We start from the raw sequence: 17,832 nt of genomic DNA, 5'->3' as shown, positions 1-17,832 counted from the left end.
GGAGGTCATCCGGGCATCGCGTAACGGGCGGGGGTAAGTGCTGGGTCAAGTCGGCAGGTCTGCGGGTCGCAACGGCCCACTGCGCGCTAGCCCCGCTCCCGTCAATGCCGGACCTGTACCCGCCAGGTCAGGGTGACGGCACCCTCTGCCGGGACCTGAACCAGCCAGAAGGCCAGGTTTGACGCATCCTTGGTGTGCGGTTGGCTTTCCAGGAGCATCGTCCAGTCACCTGGAATGGGTTCCATCACCTTGACGGTAACCGGATCGGCCTTGGCGTTCTTCAGCTCCAGGGCAAAGGCGGCCTCATAGGCATAGTTGTAGCGGCCGGTACCGGACAGCTTGTTGAACTCCGTCTGCTTGCGGCGGACCCTGACATCAAAGCTCTCCCCGAGCTTCAGGGTGACGGTCTCGTGCTTGGGGGTATGCTCGATCCGGTCCTCGCCGATGAACTGGGCGTTGCCGCGGCTGTCTTTGGAGTAGGCCCGCACCACACCCTTCGGCAGTGGGATGCCCAGGCTCCCGTCCGCATTCGTGAAGCTCAGGGTCGATTCGACTGGAAATTTGTCCCAGCCGTCCGATGACTTGGACCGGTAGTAGTAGGGGTCGCCCCGAACTAGCAGTTCCCGCGTCAACGGCACCCGCGGGGCCGAGAGGAGCGCCACCTGTTTGGTCTGGTTGTTGAGGATATCGGTGGGGCGCTGGAGGGTATAGAGGTGGTACTCGTCCAGGCTTTCCTCCTCTGGCGGTCCTTCCATCGGGCACGGCCGCGGGGGTTCATCGCACAAACAATAGTGAGTATCCATTTCGACCTGGTTGATCTCCCCCGCCACCAGTTGCACCCGCGCCTGACGGTAGGCCACCCCGCTGTCATTAGTCAGGGTGACCCAGCCGCTCAGGTCCAGGGTCAGACCGTCGGCTGACAGGTCGGCCACATAGTCCGCGCGCCAACTCAGACCGCCGGTGAGATAAGACAGCTCGAAGGTCCCGGCCCCGGCTTGGGCCGCCTCCAGATGCAGGACCAGGGTGGGCTGATCGCGCAGGTCCGCCGGCAGGTCGGGGAAGGCGAGGTGTCCGACCAGGCCAGTCTCGATGCGATCGGCATAGCGCAGGATCACGCCCTCGTTGGTGGCGAGGACAGTGGCCTCCTCCACGGTGCGCTCCCCGGCGTTGTTGGTGCGGATGACCTGGACCCTGCGGCCGAGATATTTCCTGAGCAGGCTCTGGGGCGTGAGCAGGTCGAAGTCGAAATTCTGTTCCAGCAGACTGACCTGGAGCGTCCCCGAGGTTTCGGATAAGAGGGCGGTCTCGGGGCGGATACGGCCTGAGACATTACGCCAGGCGAGGCGGTTTTCGCCCAGGGTCAGGGTCAGGCGACGCAGGTCCTTCACCAGGGCCAGGTCGTCATTGTAGATGGTCACGGCCAGCGCCTGCTGGGCCGAGTCATCGATCCGTTGTTCCTGAATACTCATGGTGACGTTATTCATCTCCAAGGCGACTCCCGGATTGGCAAGGAATGACACCGATCGGCATCACGATTGGGCTGGGGCCCGACGCATGATCCGGATTTAGGGTCAACTGGACGGTGTTGTGCGATCGGTGTCCCCGTTGGACCATGCGAGGGTAGCAAGGATCAGCCGGGAAGGTAGCGGGCATCTTCCAAGCGGCGGGCGTGGCCGAGGCTCACGAGGGTCTCCAGGAGTTCGGCGACCCGGGCACGCGGCGCGCGGGTGAAGCACTGGGCCAGGTCCGCGGCGCTGCCGGGGCCGGGGCGGGCGGCGAGCGCGGCGCGCAGGGCCTGGAACTGCTCGGGCAGGGTCTTGGGCCAGTCGGGTTTGGGGCCGCTCGCGGTGGGCGCGGCGAGCCCGAGTTGCGTCTCGGCTTGGACGGCGCCATCGTCGGCGGCCTGGCCGCCGGGGTTCTGTAAAGCCGGGCGCAGCCAGCGGATCAGGCCGCGGCGCTCCTCGGCCGCGCGCTCGGCGTTCAGGGCTACCAGGCGTTCCAGGATCACCGCCTCGACGCGGTCATCGCCCCCCTGGGCTGGACGGGCCATACCCTGGGCCGGACGGGGCATTCGCCCCGTCCGCAAGGTTTCGGATGCCGCGTCAAATTGCGGGTCTAGCGGGTCGGTGCCCGTTTCCAAACGTTCGGGACGGGGCGAATGCCCCGTCCTGCCCGGGGGCGAGGTCCGCGCGGCGGACCCGGCGAGCAGGGCGCCGGTCAGATCCGCCCAGCCGTAGGCGGCGAGGACGGCGGCGTCGAGTTCGTCGTGGAGTTGGCGCAGCACCGAGACCAAGCCCTGTTCCTGGACCTGCCGCACTTTCGGCCCCAAGGACTCACCGCGGCGCAGTTGCTCCAGCACGTTGTACAGGCCGCTCATGGTCAGACCCGGGTACAGCGCCTGCCGCGCCTTGCGGTGGGCGTCCTGGTACTTGGCTAGGCGGCGATACCATCCGTCAGGAGCCGGGCTGGGGACAGCCTTAGGCGGTCGCTGGCGACAGGGATGGCTGCGCGCGCCTGGTGCCAGCTTTCCAAGTGACGGGAGATTACGCCATGCCGAACCGGAACTTGCTCGCCTCCAGGTAAGTCTCTATGCGTTCTACCGCAATCCACCTGCGGCCAAGGTCTTCCGACACTTTTCCGGTGGTATTCGAGCCGGCAAAGGGGTCGAGCACAAGATCTCCCTCGTCCGTGAGAAAGTTAATGAAAAATTCGGGCAACATCGCCGGAAACCTCGCCGGATGTATCTTGACGCCGACCTCTTTACATCTCTTGGTGTAGCTGTCGTTGGATGCGTTATTGCCGAACTTCAGCAGTTCCGATGGTGTTTCATCGTCGATCACGTTGGGGGGAATTGATCCGCCGGACGCAATTGCCGTGAAGCTATCCTTAATGTTGTATCCGGACGGCCTGACGGTGTTCTTGACCCCGCGCTTCGCTAAGCGAATCATGTCTTTAGAGTACGGACGCAAGACCTTTCGGTTATCGGCCTTGGGCCATTCTGTTCTTGAAAACCACCAAACATGCTCGACGGCATCCTTGACGCGGATGCGCCTGACCGTGACCCATTCGGCTGGGGCAGGCATTTTTGCCGGGTTATACCAGTAGCAGTCTTGCGCCAATTGAAAACCTAGCTCTTCGACCAGGGCAATGAGTAACTTGTACTGGTAGATCGACCGTGTAGGGTGTCCGGAATTCCAACTCCCGCCGATATTCAACACAAAAGAACCATCGTTGCGGATGATGCGCTTGATCTCCCGCGCGAAGGGCAGAAACCACTCGACATAATCTGCCTTGTCCGCGTTGCCATATTCTTTCTTGAAATGAAGGGCATAGGGGGGGGAAGTGAACACCAGGTTGACGGATTCATCGGGAATCCCACGCATGATCTCGAGCGAGTCGGCGCAGTAAGCGCAACCAAGGGAAGTCGAGTAGAGTGGTTCTTGCCCTGACACGAGGTCGCGCGCTGCTTGCTCTCCGCCGAAGTCAAGGGGTAAAGTGCAGGGTTCTTGCATCTGGATGCTCCGCGCGCCTAGTGTTCGCATGATGTGGAAGCTTAGAGAAAAGGGTTCACAGTGTCAACCGATTTTTTGTCCGATCTAGTCAGCCAAGCCGAGGCGTCCCGTTTGCGAGGGGTGTCCCGGCAGGCAATCGCGAAGCTCGTGAAAGAAGGAAAATTGCGCGGCTACGAAGTCGCTGGCCGGATCTTGGTCAGTCGCACCGAGGTTGAGAATTACCAGATAAAACCCGCAGGGAGGCCGAGAAATGAATCCCGAGAAGATTAAAGAAATAACCACACTGCTTGGCGAGCAGAATGCCGAGGTACGCCGGGCAATCTTTCAACATCTACGGGCAGAGTTTGGAATTCATCCACTCGAGCGGAGGCTCAATATATCTGCGGAAACGATTCTCGAGGCAATCGCCAGAAGTTCGGACCTGACCCTACGCGGCGTTCGCGGCGTTATTGCGGAAGCGGTGTTCAAGGAAACGGTCATTACGGGCTTGCTGCGACAGGGGTGGAAAGAGGAGCCGATCACGGGAGATCAAGCGTTCGATTTCCTGCTATCGGATGCGATCGGTAATGTTAGCGTACAAGTGAAGATGCAGCGCCAGAAACTGCAGCGCCCAATGACTGCACAGGAAGCAAGTAGGAGGCGGTTCGCCGACGCCGGAGAAATGTGGGTTGTCGAAACTCAGCGAACACGGGGCGGAACGAGTCGCAGCGGTGAAGGCACTCGGCCCTACAGGTACGGAGACTTCGATATTCTTGCGGTTTGTCTGCATCCATCGACGCAGGACTGGGGTCGGTTTCTGTATACACTCGGTGCCTGCCTCATTGCGGATCAGACGAACTCGGGATTGATTTTCAAGTATCAGCCGGTCGCCCGTGCTCCGAACCAGGATTGGACCAGCAGCCTCTTGGAATGCGTCCAGTGGTTGCGGAGCGGAAAGACCGAAGTCATCGCCTGTTCTCCAAGATAAGGAGAAGCAGACGTCAGCCCCGCCGCTGCGGCTGAACTCGCTGTAGAGTTCGATGCTGCGCCCCACGTCGACCACCACGACGAAGGGCGGGCGCCCCTCGGGCGGCGGCAGGGCGCGCACATACTGCACCGCCTGACCGTGGGCGCGCAGCATGGCCTTGTCCCAGCCGCCGGTGTCGAGTGTCAGGCCGGTCTGTTTGCACTCCAGCACATAGCAGGCGCGCCGATAGAGATCGATGAAGCCTTGGCTCTGGGTGCCGTCGCCGTGCTGGAAGATGACGCGGTGCTCGAAGCAATAGGCGTTCTCCTGGGTGTCGCCGCGCGCCGGGTCCGGCTGGGGCAGCCCGAGCAGGCTGCACAGCTCGGTCAGAAAGAGCTGGTAGTTGGCCCGCTCGGTGCCGGTGGCGGCGGACCAGCGGGCGATGAAGGCGTCGATCAGTTCAGGGGCGAGGCCGTCGTCGGGGGGCGGGGCGTCGCGGGCGGTGTCGTCCATCGGCAGGGGGCTCTCGGGGCGCGGGGGATGGGGTTGGTCGGTGGATGCTGAGGAACGTCCATTATGGACTGCCTATAGCGCCATTTTCGTTGTAGTTGTCGTAATCCAGGTTATCGTAGCGCCCCGTCCGGAACCCTTCGGATGCCGTGTGGAACCGCTGGTCCGGCGGGTCGGTGCCCGTCTCCAAACGTTCGGGACGGGGCGAATGCCCCGTCCCGCCCGCTGCTAACCGGGGTGGCGCGTATCCACCAACCCTCTCGCGTTCGACCAGGGGCCTTGCGCCCAACTGGAGGTCGACGCTTTAGCGGGAGGGCCGCCCGTTAAAGCGTCGACCTCCAGTTGTCCGCGGCCTCGGTGCGGGCGAGAAACGCCCGTGCCGCGGCGGCGTCGAGGGCGATCTGGCGGCGCAGTGTCTCAAAGGAGTCGAAGCGCTGCTCGTCGCGCAGCCTGAGGCTGAATTCCACCTCCAGGTGGCGACCGTAGAGGTCCTGGTCGAAGTCGAACAGATGGACCTCCAGCCGGCACCCCTGGCCGCCGACGGTCGGGCGGGTGCCGATGTTGGCGACCCCGGGGTGGGGGGCGCCGCCCAGGCCGTGGACCCGGACGGCGAAGACGCCCCGCAGCGGGCTGACCCGGCGGTGCAGGTCGAGGTTGGCGGTGGGGAAGCCGATGGTGCGCCCACGCTGGTCGCCGTGACCGACACGGCCCTGCATCCGGTAGGGGCGGCCCAGGAGGCGCCGCGCCTGGTCCAGGTCGCCGCGGGCCAGGGCCTCGCGCACCCGGGTGCTGCTGATGCGCTCGTCGCCCTGGGTGATGGTGTGCTGGTCCTCGACCTCGAAGCCGGCCGCGCCGGCCGCCGCGCCCATGCTGCGCAGCAGGGCATAGTCACCGCCGCGGCCCTGACCGAAGCGGAAGTCGTCCCCGACCAGCAGGTAGCGCACCCCCAGGCCCTCCAGCAGGAGGCGGCGCACGAAGTCCGGCGGCGTCACGGCGGCCAGGCGCGGCCCGAACTCCAGGACCATGACCCGCGCGATCCCGCAGTCGGCGAGCGCCTTGAGCTTTTCGCGCAGGCGCGTGAGCCGCGCCGGGGTGCGGTCCGGGGCGAAAAACTCCATCGGCTGAGGCTCAAAGGTGATGACCGTGGCCGGCAGCCCGAGGGCGCGCCCGCGCGCGAGCAGGCGCCGGAAGACGGCGCGGTGCCCCAGGTGGACCCCGTCGAAGTTGCCGATGGTGGCGACGCAGCCCCGGTCGGCGGGGCGCAGGTTGTGTAGACCGCGGATCAGCCTCATGCGATGGGTGCCCTGGCGAAGGGACGGCAAAGTATACGCGGGTCCTGCCCCGGTGGGGGCGGTGTCCCGCCACGGGGTGCGATCAGAACTGATGTGTCGATGCCGATCCCGCACCCTCCAGCGACCGGACCTTCTCACGGACCGGGCGTCGTTGTCGTAATCGAACCATCCGATCACGACAACGACAACGACAACGACCAGGACAGCGTACCCGGGATCTCGGTCACCACATCAGTTCTGATCGCACTCCGCCGCGCGCCGACCGGGCGGCCGACGCCGCGGTCGGCCGCGTTTGGGCGCCCCGCTCACGGGTTGTTGCCTCGCAAGGCCTCCTGCAACCGCAGATTGGACAGGGCCAACTTGATCGACTCGCCGACCGTGACGGCCAGGGTGCGCAGTTCCCGGAACTGCGCCGCGCTGAGCGCCTCATCGGCACCGACGTGCAGCAGGCCCAGGGTGGTCCCGCGCACGTTCAAGGGGACGCAGACATAGCTCGTCGGCGCCCGCCCCGGGAAGTGTTGGCAGTCGGGTTCCTCGCGGGACGGGTCGACCTCATGCGGTTGGCCGCGCCGCAGGGCCCAGCAATCGCGCAGTGAGAAATCCGCGGCCAGGCGCTCGGGGGCGCCCCAGGCGGCGACCCGGCGCAACTCGGTCGGTGCGCCGTCGATGACCGCCAAGCCGCCGGCAGAGGGCGCGAACAGGAGCGCGGCGCCGTGCGCGATGACGGCGTAGGCCTCGGCGCGGGTTTCGCAGGAGAGCAGCAGGCCGTTCATCTGGTTCAGGGCGACCATCTGGGCATCGTGGCGCTGCAGTTCGGCCAGGCTGACCTTGAGCGCCTCTTCGCTCGCGCGCAAGGCGTCCTCGGCGACCCGGCGCCACTCGATATCGATCAGCACCCCGAGTTCCCTGGCCGATTCCAGTTCCACCGGGTCCCAGCGCGGGCTGCGCAACGCGACCAACTGGGCCCAGGCAGCAAAGGACCGACGCGGGGTCAGACGCCCGTCCGGGGTCATCTCCACCGCCTTGTCGGGATTGCCGCCCCAGGACACCTGGCGCAGTTGTTCGCCGCGAAACCAGATCAGCGTGAGCGAGCGCGCACTGTCCAACGGGAACAGCACCACCCCGGCGGCGGTCGCGCCCAGGTCGGCCGTTTCGGGCAGGTGTTCGCTGATACAGTCGGTGGCGAACAACTGCAAGGGGCCGGGCGGGTGCCGGGCGCTCAGGCCCGCGACGATGGCGAGGATGCGCCGCGGGTCCGGGGTCACACCGCCGGTGGTGACCTCGGCGGCGCGGATCAGGGCCGCGCCATCGGCCCCGACCACGCCCAGGATATCGGCCAGTTGCGGGCCGCGGAGCAGGCCCGGCAGCCGCACCCCTTGGCGCATGGCGGCGAGGATGCGGTCGCGGGACTGTTTCAGATGCGTCGCGTAGCGCCGGGCCCGGACCTCGTCGGCCAGCGCGATCTCGTTGGCGAGATCCAGCGCCATCCAGGCCGCGATCCGGCGCACAACGCCCGAAACCGGATTGGGCGCATAGTGGTGGCAGGCGATCAGCCCCCAGAGTTGCCCGTCGCGGACCAGCGATACCGTCAGTGTAGCCTGCACCCCCATGTTGCGGAGATACTCCAGATGCACCGGCGAGATGCTGCGCAACAGGCTGCGTGACAGGTCGAGCGGTTGCCCGTTGACCGGATCGACCGTCGGCAGGAGCGGGGACGGTGTGTGGTCGATATCGACGATGACGCGCGGCGACCTGATCAGATACAGGCGCCGCGCCTGGGGCGGGATGTCCGAGGCCGGGTAGTGCAGTCCCAGAAAGGCCTCCAGATCGGTGCGCCGGTCCTCGGCGATGACCTCGCCGTGCCAGTCGGCGTCGAAGCGATAGATCATCACCCGGTCATACCCGGTCAGGTGCCGGAACAGCGCCGCCGCGCGCTGGAGCTTGGTCGGCAAGTCCGGCTGGGCGCGTACCTCGCTGAATCGCTCAACGGCGCGGGCCAGCGTATCGCCGAGGGCGGGCGGCGCGGCCGGTGCGGGCTCCAGTTCCAGCACCGTCAAGGGACCGGACTCGTGGACATAACCGACAAACACCTGCCCACCCCCCGGCGGCTGCCAGTCGAACGCGGCCGGGGCGACCTGGTCCAGGTCGCGGGCCAGGGCCTCGCCAAGCGCGGCGGCCAGCGCCGGGTCGAGCGCCGTCGCCAGGTCGCGCCCCAGCAGGTCTTGCGCCGCGACACCCAGCAGTGCCTGAGTGCTCGTGCTCGCCTGGGTGATACGCAGCGTCGGCCCGTGTAAGGCCAGCAGTACGCCGTGCGGCTGAATCGAGCCGGGGATGTGGATCGGCTCAGCCTCGCATTGGCTGAGGTCGGGGAGCGGGGGGGCGGTGTCGATTGCAGGTGGCACGGGAATCTCCTGGGGATTGGATGGGAGGCAGTCGTAGCCCGGAGGTCGGGTTAGGAACGGTTCACTACGGCGCGACGGCGACGACCCGGTTGCGCCCGGACGCCTTGGCCCGAAACAGGGCGGCGTCGGCCCGGGTCAGCACGGCGGCGGCGTCCGTCTCCTGCCCCCCGGCGACCGTGACCCCGATGGAGACGGTGATCGCCGGCAGTTCCCCGCCTTGATAGAGGACCCGCGTTTGCATGATCGCCTGGCGCAGGCCCTCCAGCCGCTCCCTGGCGGCCGCCAGGGTGGCGCCGGGCAGGATCAGGGTCAGTTCCTCGCCGCCGTAGCGGCAGGCGACGTCGCCGCCGCGCACGGACCCGGCCAGCAGGGCGCCGACCGCCCGCAGTACGGCATCGCCGGCCTCGTGACCGTAGGCGTCATTGAAGCGCTTGAAGTGGTCGAGATCCAGCATGGCCGCGGCCAGCGGCTCGCCCCGGCGGCGGCTGAGTTGCAGTTCGCGCGGCAGGGTCTCATCCAGATAGCGGCGGTTGAACAGGCCGGTGAGCGAATCGCGGATCGCCTGTTCGCGTAAGGTCTCCTGTAACCGGATGTTTGACAAAGCCAGTTTGGCCGCCTCGCTGAAGGCGACGGCCAGGGTGCGCAGGTCGGCGAAGGCGGCCGCGGTGAGCGCCGCCGGGGCGCGCAGGTGCAACAGGCCGAGCGTATCGCCCCGCACCGTCAAGGGCAGGCACAGGTGGGCGGGTGGCGGCGGGTCGGACAGGTGGCGGCAGCGGGCACCCGGGGTCAGCTCGTTGACTTCATGGATAGCGCCGCGCCGCAAGGCCCAGCAGTGGCCCGCCGGGAAGGTGGTCGGCAGGGCGCCGGGCTCGCCCCAGGACGCCGCCACCCGCAGGTCCGACCCCGCCGCCTCGCCCAGCACCGCCAGGGCGCCGCCAAGGCCGACGAACAGCCGGGCGGCGCTGCGCGCGATCACCGTGTAGGCCTCGGTGCGGGTCTCGCAGGACAGCAGCAGTTCGCTCATGCGGTTGAGGCCGACCATCTGGCTGTCGTGGCGCTGCAGTCCGGCCAGGCCGACCCGCAGCGCCTCTTCCATGTCGCGGCGCTCGGTGATGTCGGTGTGGGTGCCGGCCATGCGCAACGGGCGGCCCGCGGCGTCGCGGGCCGTGACCTTGCCGCGATGCAGAAACCAGCGCCAGTCGCCGTGCTTGGTGAGCATCCGGTGTTCGATCTCGAACCGCGGGGTCGCGCCCGCGAAATGGGCCAGCAGGGCCGCCCGGGCGCGCCTGTGGTCGGCGGGGTGCATCAGGCGGCGCCAAATGCGGATATGCGGCTGGACCTCGGCCGGCTCATAGCCCAGCATCCGCGCCCAGCGCGGGCTGAACAGCACGGCCCCGGTGCTCAGGTCCCAGTCCCAGAAGCCGTCATTGGCGCCCTCGAGCACCAGTTGCAGGCGTTCCTCGCTCGCGCGCAGGGCGTCCTCGGCGCCCTTGCGGGCGGTGATGTCGTCGAATGAGACGACCGCGGCCTGCAGGGACCCGGTCAGCGGATCACGGATCGGTTCGGTATTGACCAGAATCCAGCTCAGACGCCCATCGGACTTGAACACGCCCATCAGCACCTCGCGCTGCGCGATACCGGTGTTGAGGGTGACCACCGATGGCCACTCGTCGGGCGGAAACGCCGTGCCGTCGCCGCGGATGATCCGCCAGTCCGCGGCATCAATGGACCGCTCCCGGAACTTGTCGGTGCTGAGGCCCAGGATGCGCTCGGCCGCCGGGTTGGCGGTCACCAAGGTGCCCTGGCGGTCGTAGACCGTGACGCCTTCGGTCAACGCCAGCAGCGCCGAGCGGTAGCGTTCCTCGCTGGCGCGCAACACGGTTTCGGCCGCCTTGTGCTCGGTAATATCCAAGACGAAACCGATCAGGCCCGCCAGGTGGCCGTCGGGGGCGTTCAGCGTCGCCTTATGGAAGACCACGTCGCGTCGTTCGCCGCGCCGGTTCTTGATCTGGGTTTCATAGACCTGTACCCCGGGATGGTCGAACAGCGCCTGATCCCGGGTGGCGAAGATGTCGGCGGTCTCAAGCGGCCAGCAGTCATAGATCGTCCTGCCGATCAGCGCCGTCTCGGACCCGCCGGCGAGTTCGATAAAGGCGCGGTTGGCGATCTGATAGCGCCCGTCCAGGCCCTTGAAGAAGACCGGCGTGGGGATGGCCTCGAGCAGCTGTTTCTGGAAGGCGAGACTGGCCTGGATGACCGCTTCGGCCCGCTTGCGCTCGGTGACGTCCTCCAGGATCCAGATGGTCTGTGTCAGCGGTGCGGCCGGCGCCAAGGTCTGACCGCGCAGCAGACACCAGAACCGGCTGCCGTCCTTGCGTGCCAGTTCCACCTGGTCGCTGAAGACCTCGCCGCGCACGATGACGGGACCGGCGCGGTTGCCCAGCGCCAGAAAGGCCGCATGGTCAGGGTAGAGGATGGCGGTCGAGTGGCCGATCAGTTCGCCGGGCGCATAGCCGAACAGGGTTTCGGCGTGGTGGTTGGTGCGCATGATGCGGCGCCCCCGCACGAAGACGACACCGACGAAGTCGTTGTCCAGCAGGGCCTTGTTTTCCCGCACCAATGCCTTGCTCTGCGCCTTGTCGCGGGGCGGCAGGGGTCGTGATGTGCGGCGGTGGTGCGGCGGCTTTTCCATCGCCGAAGGATACACCCGCGCCGCCCCATCCAGCAGACGGCAGCCGGTGCTGGTGCGATCAGGACTGATGTGGTGACCGGGATCCCGGGTACGTTGCCGTTGTCGTTGGCGCAATCGTTGTCGCAATCGAATAATCCGACCACGATTACGACAACGACAACGGGAAGGCTCCGCGCCCGGAGGGTCCGCGGTGCGGACCAGCGACCGCGCGGCCAGCGGGGTGGCCGGGATTATGATCAATGCCTCACCGGCGATCATAAGCCTACGCGACAAAGCTCGACGGTCCTGGCAAACTATGGCACAAGCTCCTAAACGAGATCGCGCAAGCGCCGCCACGCCACCGCCATGCACCTGAGCGATCACGACCTCAGACAATTCGACGACGCCTACCTGGAGACGCTCACGTCGGCGCAGGCGCGGGCGTTGTTGGGCAAGGCGCTGGCGGATCTGAAGGCGGCGCGCGAGCGGCTTGGGCAGAACCCCTCCAACAGTTCGCGACCACCGAGCACGCGGTTGCCGTGGGAGGGCAATGGCGGTCAGGAAGCGCCCGCGGGCGAGCCCGACGTCACGGCGGGCGCGGGGGACATAGCGGATGCGGCCGACACCCCTGCCGTCCCGCCATGACCAGGACCACCCTGTCCTTTCTCGTTCTGCTCTTCGCCTTGGCGAGCGGCCTTGCCCCGGCCCTGGTTGACCCGCCGGCCGCGGCCGGTCCGGAACTCGTCATTCTGACCTGGCAGGATTATCTCTCCCCGGCGGTGATCCAGGCCTTCGAGACCGAGTCCGGCGCCCGGGTCCGCCAGGTCTATTTCGAGACGGACGATGCCCGCGACCAGGCGCTGAGCGAAACGGAGGGGGCCGGCTACGACCTCCTGCTGGTGGACGGCACGGCCCTGACGGTCTATCGCAAGCGCGGCTGGATCAGTCCCCTGGCCCCGGCCGCCGTGCCCAACCGGCGCTTCCTCGATCCCCGCTGGGCCGCCGCCTATCCCGAGAGTCAGGACGCCGCGGTGCCCTATCTCTGGGGCACCATGGGCATCGCCTACCGGCGTGACCTGGTGGGGCGCGACCTGGACTCCTGGATGGACCTGCTGCGCCCGGCCCCGCCCCTGCGCGGCCGGCTCCTGATGGTCGCCGACCACTTCGACCTCTTTGCCGTTGCACTCAAGGCACTGGGGTTTTCCATGAACACCATCGACGGCGCCCAGATCCAGGCCGCGGCCGACCTGCTGCGGGCCCAGCGGCCGGCGGTCCGGCGTTATGGCGCACTGGCGATCGACGCCCGCTCCGAACTGCTGACCGGACAGGTCGCCGCCGCGGTTACCTACAACGGCGACGCCGCCGCGCTGCGCCGCCGCAACGACCAGGTCGTCTATGTGATCCCGCGCGAGGGCGGGGCCCTGTGGCTCGACTACCTCGCTATAGCGGCCCAGGGCGTGCACCCGGCGCTGGCCGCCGCCTTTCTCGACTTCATCAACCGCCCCGAGGTCGCCGCCCGCAACGCCGCGGACCTCTCCTATGCGACCGCCAACCTGGCCGCCGAGCGCCTGCTGCCGGCGAAGATCACCCAGGACCCGCTGATCTATCCGGACGCGGCTACGCTGGCCCGCTGCGAGTCCTATACCCGGCTGCCGGCAGCCGCCATCGGTGCCAGGCAGCAGGCCTACGCAGCCCTGGTGCACGGGGACTAGGACGGTGCGCCTGTGGGCCAAACTCGCCCTGGTCCTGGCGCCGTTGGTGGCCGGGCCGGTCCTGGCGCTGGGCTGGCTGTCCTATCAGGCCTTGGGCGAGGACCTGGAAGAGGCGGTGGCCAGGAGTCTGGATTCGACCCTGGAGGCGGCAACGGCCGGACTGGGCACCCTGGTCGAGTCGGCGCGCACCAACAGCGCGCTGTTCGCCGCGGCCGGCCCGGTGGAGCGTTATGCCCGCAGCACCGACGAGCAGGAGCGCACCGCCCTGTTGCAGGCGCCCCTGCTGCGGCTCTTTTACCAATACCGCGACGCCTATCCGGAGTACCAGGAGCTGCGCTTTCTGCGTCCGGACGGGACCCGGGAGATCCGGGTGGCGGCCCCCGGCCTGCCGGATCGGCAGCCATCCGGGGCCGCGGACCCCGGGTTCGCGGCGGTCAGCGCCGACCCCGAGCCGGTCAGTCTGAGCCTGCACCCCGGCGCGAACCCCGACGACGACACCGCACTGCTCGTCTATCGCCGCGTCACCTTGCCGGACAACTTCCTGACCCGTCGGGACGACAGCCTGCGCGTCCGTGGGTATCTCGCGCTGCGCGTCTCGTTCGAGCCGCTCTGGGCGCGGCTGCGCAACCTGCCGTCCGGGTTCCCCGGGGTCCTGATCCTGGCAACACCCGAGGGTGAGGTCCTGTTCGACTCCAGCGGTGCCTGGACCGGGCGGCGCCTGCCGCCCGCGTTGTGCGCCCAGCCGGCCCGGCCCGGACCCGCAGAAGACCCCGAGGCCGAGCTCCAGACCTGGACCCCGGGTCCCTGGCTGTTCAAGGTTCGCCGCAGCGAGCCCGGGTTCCTGGCCCTGGCGGCCCTCCCGGCGCAGACCCTCGCCGGCCCCCTGAACCGACTGGGGCTCACCACCCTGGCCCTGACCGGGCTCGCCGTTGCGCTGCTCTGCGCGGTGCTGATCGCCTGGCTGTGGCGCCTGGTCCTGCGCCCACTGGCGATCCTGCGCGACGCGGCGGAGCGCATCGGCACCGGGGCACTGCGCACCGCCATCCCGATCGCCCCCACCGACGAGATCGGCGCCCTGGCGGCGGCAGTGCGGGCCATGGGTGAGCACCTGGCCGACCATCAGGAGGAGATCGAGCGCCTCGCCTTCCATGACCCACTCACCGGGCTGCCCAACCGCCGCCTGATCCGCGAGTTGCTCGCCGCCCGCATCACGACCGCCGCGGGGGATGGTCGCGGCCTGGCGGTGCTCTTTATCGACCTGGACAACTTCAAGCAGATCAATGATGCACTCGGTCACGGGTTGGGCGACACCCTGTTGCAGAGCCTGGCACGGCGCCTCACGGGCGTCGCGGCACCCCCCGCGGCAGAGATCCATATCGGGCGCTTCGGCGGGGACGAGTTCCTCCTTGTCGCCGATCACCTGAGCGCCCTGGAACAGGCCGCCGACCTGGCCCAAGGCATCCTGGCGGCAACCGCCGAGCCCTTCGACCTGGGGGGCGCCCAGTATGTCGTCACCGCCAGCATCGGCATCACCCTCTACCCTCAGGACGCCGACGATGCCGACGACCTGATCCGCTGCGCGGACTTGGCCATGTACGGGGCCAAGGCGCGGGGCCGCAATGCGCTGCAATTCTTCTCCGCCGACCTCGACAGCCGGGTGGCGGCGCGCCTGCAGATGGAAAATCAGTTGCGTCTGGCACTGCCGCACGGCGAATTGAGCCTGCACTATCAGCCCATCGTCGAGCTGGCGAGCGGACGCCTGGTCAGTTTCGAGGCCCTGCTGCGCTGGCACAGCGAGACCCTGGGCTGGGTGGGGCCCGCGCAGTTCATCCCGCTCGCGGAGGAGACCGGGCTGATCGGCGAGATCGGGCGCTGGGTCCTCGCCGAGGTCTGCCGTCAGGTCGCCGCCTGGCGCCACGCCGGGTACGCGACGGTACCGGTCGCGGTCAATGTCTCGGCGGTCCAGCTCCAACACGAATGCCTGGTGGAGCCCGTGCGCGCCCTGCTGGCCGAGCACCGGTTGTCGGCCGCGGACCTCCAGATCGAGATCACCGAATCGGTCCTGATGGAGCGGACCCTGCACCAGACCGGCCGGCTCCAGGCACTGCGCGCCCTGGGGCTCGCCATCCACATCGACGACTTCGGCACCGGCTACTCGTCGCTCGCCTACCTGCAGCGCCTGTCCGTGGACTGCATCAAGATCGACCAGGGATTCGTCGCCCGGCTGTGCCGGCGCGACGGCGACGCGACGCTCGTGACCGCCATGATCAGCCTGGCCCACGCCCTGCACCTGCGGGTCATCGCCGAGGGGATCGAGACGCAGGATCAGTTGGAGGCCCTGCGCGCCCTGGGCTGCGACCTGGGTCAGGGCTATCTGTTCGCCCGCCCCGCCGCGGCCGCCGAGGCGGCGCGTCTGTTGGCGGGGGCGACCCCGCAGGTGTTGATGGCGGCGGGTTGAGGCTGGCGCAGTGGGCGCGCGGGCGATCTGGCCGGAAATCGCCCGGGACCTTACCCGGCGGGCTTATCTCGCGCACTTCGGCGCGATCGAGGCGTCAGACTCGCCGGCCACAAGCGCGTGCCGAGTGCTCCCGCCCGCGTTTGCCGACGGTACTGCATCAGGCCCACGAAATGGGTATCCTTGTAACACCGGACCCCGCGGGACAAATCCCTATGGGGACGCACGACCCGTCCTATAAGCTGCTGTTCTCCCATCGCAAGATGGTTTCTGACCTGCTCCGCGGCTTCGTGCACGAGGAGTGGGCGGAGCGGCTGGATTTCAACACTTTGGAGCGCGTGCGCGAAGTCGGCATCAGCCAGAACCTCCGCCAGCGCATCGACGATGTCATCTGGCGTCTGCGGATCATCGAGGATGGACGGGCGCGCTGGCTCTACGTTTACATCCTGTTGGAGTTTCAGTCCACCGTCGACCGCATCATGGCCGCTCGGCTCCTGACCTACATCGGCCTCCTCTACGAGGACCTGCACCGGTCGAAAGAGATCGGGCCGGATGATCCGCTCCCGCCGGTGCTCCCGATCGTGCTCTACAACGGCGCCGAGCCCTGGACCGCCAAGACCGACCTGGCGGACCTGATCGACCCGAGCCTGCCGCCGCAACTGCGCCGCTGGCAGCCGCAACTGCGCTATCTTCTCCTGGAAGAACGCCGCTACCCCGAGGCCGACCTCGCGCGTCTGCCCAACGTCGCCGCCGCCTTGTTCCGCCTGGAGAATGCCCAGGCACCGGAGAACATCCAGCGGGTCATCGCCTGCCTGGTCGAGTGGCTGGCCGGGGCGGAGAATGCGAGCCTGCGCCGTGCCTTCGTCGTCTGGCTCAAGCGCGTACTGCTTCCGGCGCGCGTGCCCGGCGTCGAGATACCCAATTTCAGCGAGCTAGAGGAGCTTCACGACATGCTGGCCGAACGCGTCAAGACTTGGACCCAGGAGTGGAAGGAGCAGGGCAGGCAGGAGGGTGAGGCTAAGTTGCTGCGCCGGCAACTCACTCGCCGCTTCGGCCCGCTGCCGTCATGGGCTGAGGAGCGCCTAGGTCAAGCCGGCGAGAGCGAGCTTGAGGAGTGGGGTGATCGCGTGTTGGAGTGCCGGAGCCTGAAGGAGGTCTTTGGGGGATCGGCTTGAGTGAGGGGGCATCGGGTGCGGGGAGCTAACGGCAAGCTTCTTTAGTGGTACGTCCCCTATTTCCCTGTTGTCGCCGCCCCAGGAAGACGCCGACCCTGGACGGCTTGCTCACTGGCCTGCGACTCTGCTGCGCCCGCCCGGACAAGAGCTACAGGCTCACGGACTGCGTGTCGCCCCGGTCTTGCGCGGACCGGGGCTGACGGTTACTCTCTGATTTATGGACGAAATCGCCAACCCGCACGACACCTACTCCCGCGAGATCTTCGGCCGCTCCGAGATCGCGAAAGACTTCCTGCGCGTCCACCTGCCGGAAGAGGTGCTCGCCGAGGTCGATCTGGACAGCCTGGAGATCAGTAAAGATACCTACGTGTCGCCCGACCTGCGCGCGATCTACTCCGATCTGGTTTATCGTGTGCGCTGGCGGGAGCAGCCGCTTGCGGTCTACGTTCTGTTTGAGCACAAGAGCCGGCCCGAACACTGGACCCAACTCCAGCGACACCGAAGTCAAGGGTAAGGTGCAGACGCGGCTGGTCCAGTTGGCGATGCGCGGGATCTTCAGCGGGGCACCCGTCGAGCGTTTGACCGAACTCTTTGCGCTGATCGCACTGATCGAGGATCGGACCACGGCCATGGAAATCCTGGAATCCCTGCTCCGCTATTATGTCCAAGGCACGCGGCGGGTGGACGAGCCCACCGCCTACGCTCTGCTGCAACAGCACTCCGACGGAGATTCGACCATGCAGACCTTTATCGAGCGGTACATCGAACAAGGCAAACAACAGGGGATGGAACTCGGCCTGGCACGTGGACGGCAAGAAGGCCGGCAGGAGGGCCAGACTGTTGTGCTGCTACGGCAGATTGAGCGCAAGTTCGGTCCGCCTAGCGAAGCGGTTCGCCTGCGCATCGCCGGCGCGGATGCCGAGACAATTCTTCAGTGGTCGGATCGCATCCTCACTGCCCAGAGCCTGGACGGGCTCTGGCATTGAGCGCGCAGGGGGGCGCCGCGGGATAATGGTGGTACGTCCCTGAGGTATCCTTGGAATCAGCCTCCGCGGGCAAGGGGTGGTGCGATGACTACGGGCATGGTCATCTTAGCCGGGCGGGCTCGGATCGAGAAGTCTGGCTGCCCGGCGGTAGGCTGTTCAATCTGAGCCATT

13 protein-coding genes and 1 pseudogene are annotated in these 17,832 nt (G+C 67.4%); 7 read left to right on the top strand and 7 right to left on the bottom strand.

Annotated elements, in window-relative coordinates:
• Positions 1 to 101: 101 nt before the first annotated feature.
• The 3 genes from THSYN_RS21160 to THSYN_RS21150 all read right to left on the bottom strand — a co-directional run bounded on the left by THSYN_RS21160 (position 102) and on the right by THSYN_RS21150 (position 3,512).
• Positions 102 to 1,484 carry a DUF4139 domain-containing protein gene (locus tag THSYN_RS21160; protein WP_100920868.1) on the bottom strand — a complete coding sequence of 461 codons (1,383 nt, stop codon included), beginning with the start codon at positions 1,482 to 1,484 and terminating at the stop codon, positions 102 to 104.
• 146 nt (positions 1,485 to 1,630) lie between these two features.
• Entirely contained in the window at positions 1,631 to 2,377 is a 747-nt protein-coding gene (locus THSYN_RS35460) for a hypothetical protein (protein ID WP_216644603.1), read from the bottom strand.
• 166 nt (positions 2,378 to 2,543) lie between these two features.
• On the bottom strand, positions 2,544 to 3,512 hold the full coding sequence (locus THSYN_RS21150) for a DNA-methyltransferase (RefSeq protein ID WP_100920867.1): 969 nt from the start codon (positions 3,510 to 3,512) through the stop codon (positions 2,544 to 2,546).
• Positions 3,513 to 3,572: 60 nt separating this feature from the next.
• On the opposite strand from THSYN_RS21150, the gene THSYN_RS37410 reads away from it, so the two are divergent.
• A complete protein-coding gene (locus tag THSYN_RS37410) occupies positions 3,573 to 3,782 on the top strand; it encodes a helix-turn-helix domain-containing protein (protein ID WP_157817830.1) in 210 nt (69 codons plus the stop codon).
• A gap of 706 nt (positions 3,783 to 4,488) precedes the next feature.
• Here the strand turns inward: THSYN_RS37410 and THSYN_RS36080 are convergent.
• The 4 genes and pseudogenes from THSYN_RS36080 to THSYN_RS21130 all read right to left on the bottom strand — a co-directional run.
• Positions 4,489 to 4,971 (bottom strand): annotated as a pseudogene (locus THSYN_RS36080) (type IIL restriction-modification enzyme MmeI); the annotation flags it as partial.
• A 320-nt stretch (positions 4,972 to 5,291) separates the two neighbouring features.
• Positions 5,292 to 6,260, bottom strand: coding sequence for a bifunctional riboflavin kinase/FAD synthetase (gene ribF, locus THSYN_RS21140; protein ID WP_100920866.1), 969 nt, complete (start codon positions 6,258 to 6,260; stop codon positions 5,292 to 5,294).
• 305 nt (positions 6,261 to 6,565) lie between these two features.
• Positions 6,566 to 8,662: a GAF domain-containing protein gene (locus THSYN_RS21135; RefSeq protein WP_100920865.1), complete on the bottom strand. Its 2,097-nt coding sequence runs from the start codon at positions 8,660 to 8,662 to the stop codon at positions 6,566 to 6,568.
• A gap of 64 nt (positions 8,663 to 8,726) precedes the next feature.
• Complete coding sequence (locus tag THSYN_RS21130) at positions 8,727 to 11,354, bottom strand: PAS domain S-box protein (protein WP_172965319.1); 2,628 nt, start codon at positions 11,352 to 11,354, stop codon at positions 8,727 to 8,729.
• A gap of 345 nt (positions 11,355 to 11,699) precedes the next feature.
• Here THSYN_RS21130 and THSYN_RS21125 point away from each other — a divergent pair, with 345 nt between their 5' ends.
• The 6 genes from THSYN_RS21125 (at position 11,700) to THSYN_RS34975 (ending at position 17,661) form a co-directional block, all read left to right on the top strand.
• Entirely contained in the window at positions 11,700 to 11,978 is a 279-nt protein-coding gene (locus THSYN_RS21125) for a hypothetical protein (RefSeq protein WP_100920863.1), read from the top strand.
• Positions 11,975 to 13,045: a polyamine ABC transporter substrate-binding protein gene (locus THSYN_RS21120; protein WP_100920862.1), complete on the top strand. Its 1,071-nt coding sequence runs from the start codon at positions 11,975 to 11,977 to the stop codon at positions 13,043 to 13,045. The genes THSYN_RS21125 and THSYN_RS21120 overlap by 4 nt, the downstream gene beginning before the upstream one ends.
• A gap of 4 nt (positions 13,046 to 13,049) precedes the next feature.
• Positions 13,050 to 15,503: a bifunctional diguanylate cyclase/phosphodiesterase gene (locus tag THSYN_RS21115; protein ID WP_100920861.1), complete on the top strand. Its 2,454-nt coding sequence runs from the start codon at positions 13,050 to 13,052 to the stop codon at positions 15,501 to 15,503.
• A gap of 212 nt (positions 15,504 to 15,715) precedes the next feature.
• Entirely contained in the window at positions 15,716 to 16,675 is a 960-nt protein-coding gene (locus THSYN_RS21110) for an Rpn family recombination-promoting nuclease/putative transposase (protein WP_100920860.1), read from the top strand.
• A 217-nt stretch (positions 16,676 to 16,892) separates the two neighbouring features.
• Positions 16,893 to 17,189: an Rpn family recombination-promoting nuclease/putative transposase gene (locus tag THSYN_RS21105; protein WP_100920859.1), complete on the top strand. Its 297-nt coding sequence runs from the start codon at positions 16,893 to 16,895 to the stop codon at positions 17,187 to 17,189.
• Between the two features lies 1 nt (position 17,190).
• On the top strand, positions 17,191 to 17,661 hold the full coding sequence (locus THSYN_RS34975) for an RpnC/YadD family protein (protein ID WP_236848639.1): 471 nt from the start codon (positions 17,191 to 17,193) through the stop codon (positions 17,659 to 17,661).
• The last annotated feature ends 171 nt before the right edge of the window (positions 17,662 to 17,832 follow it).

Source organism: Candidatus Thiodictyon syntrophicum (assembly GCF_002813775.1).
In the GTDB taxonomy this organism is placed as follows: domain Bacteria; phylum Pseudomonadota; class Gammaproteobacteria; order Chromatiales; family Chromatiaceae; genus Thiodictyon; species Thiodictyon syntrophicum.
The sequence above is the reverse complement of the archived record's forward strand: the minus strand, read 5'-3'. Positions and strand labels throughout refer to the sequence as shown.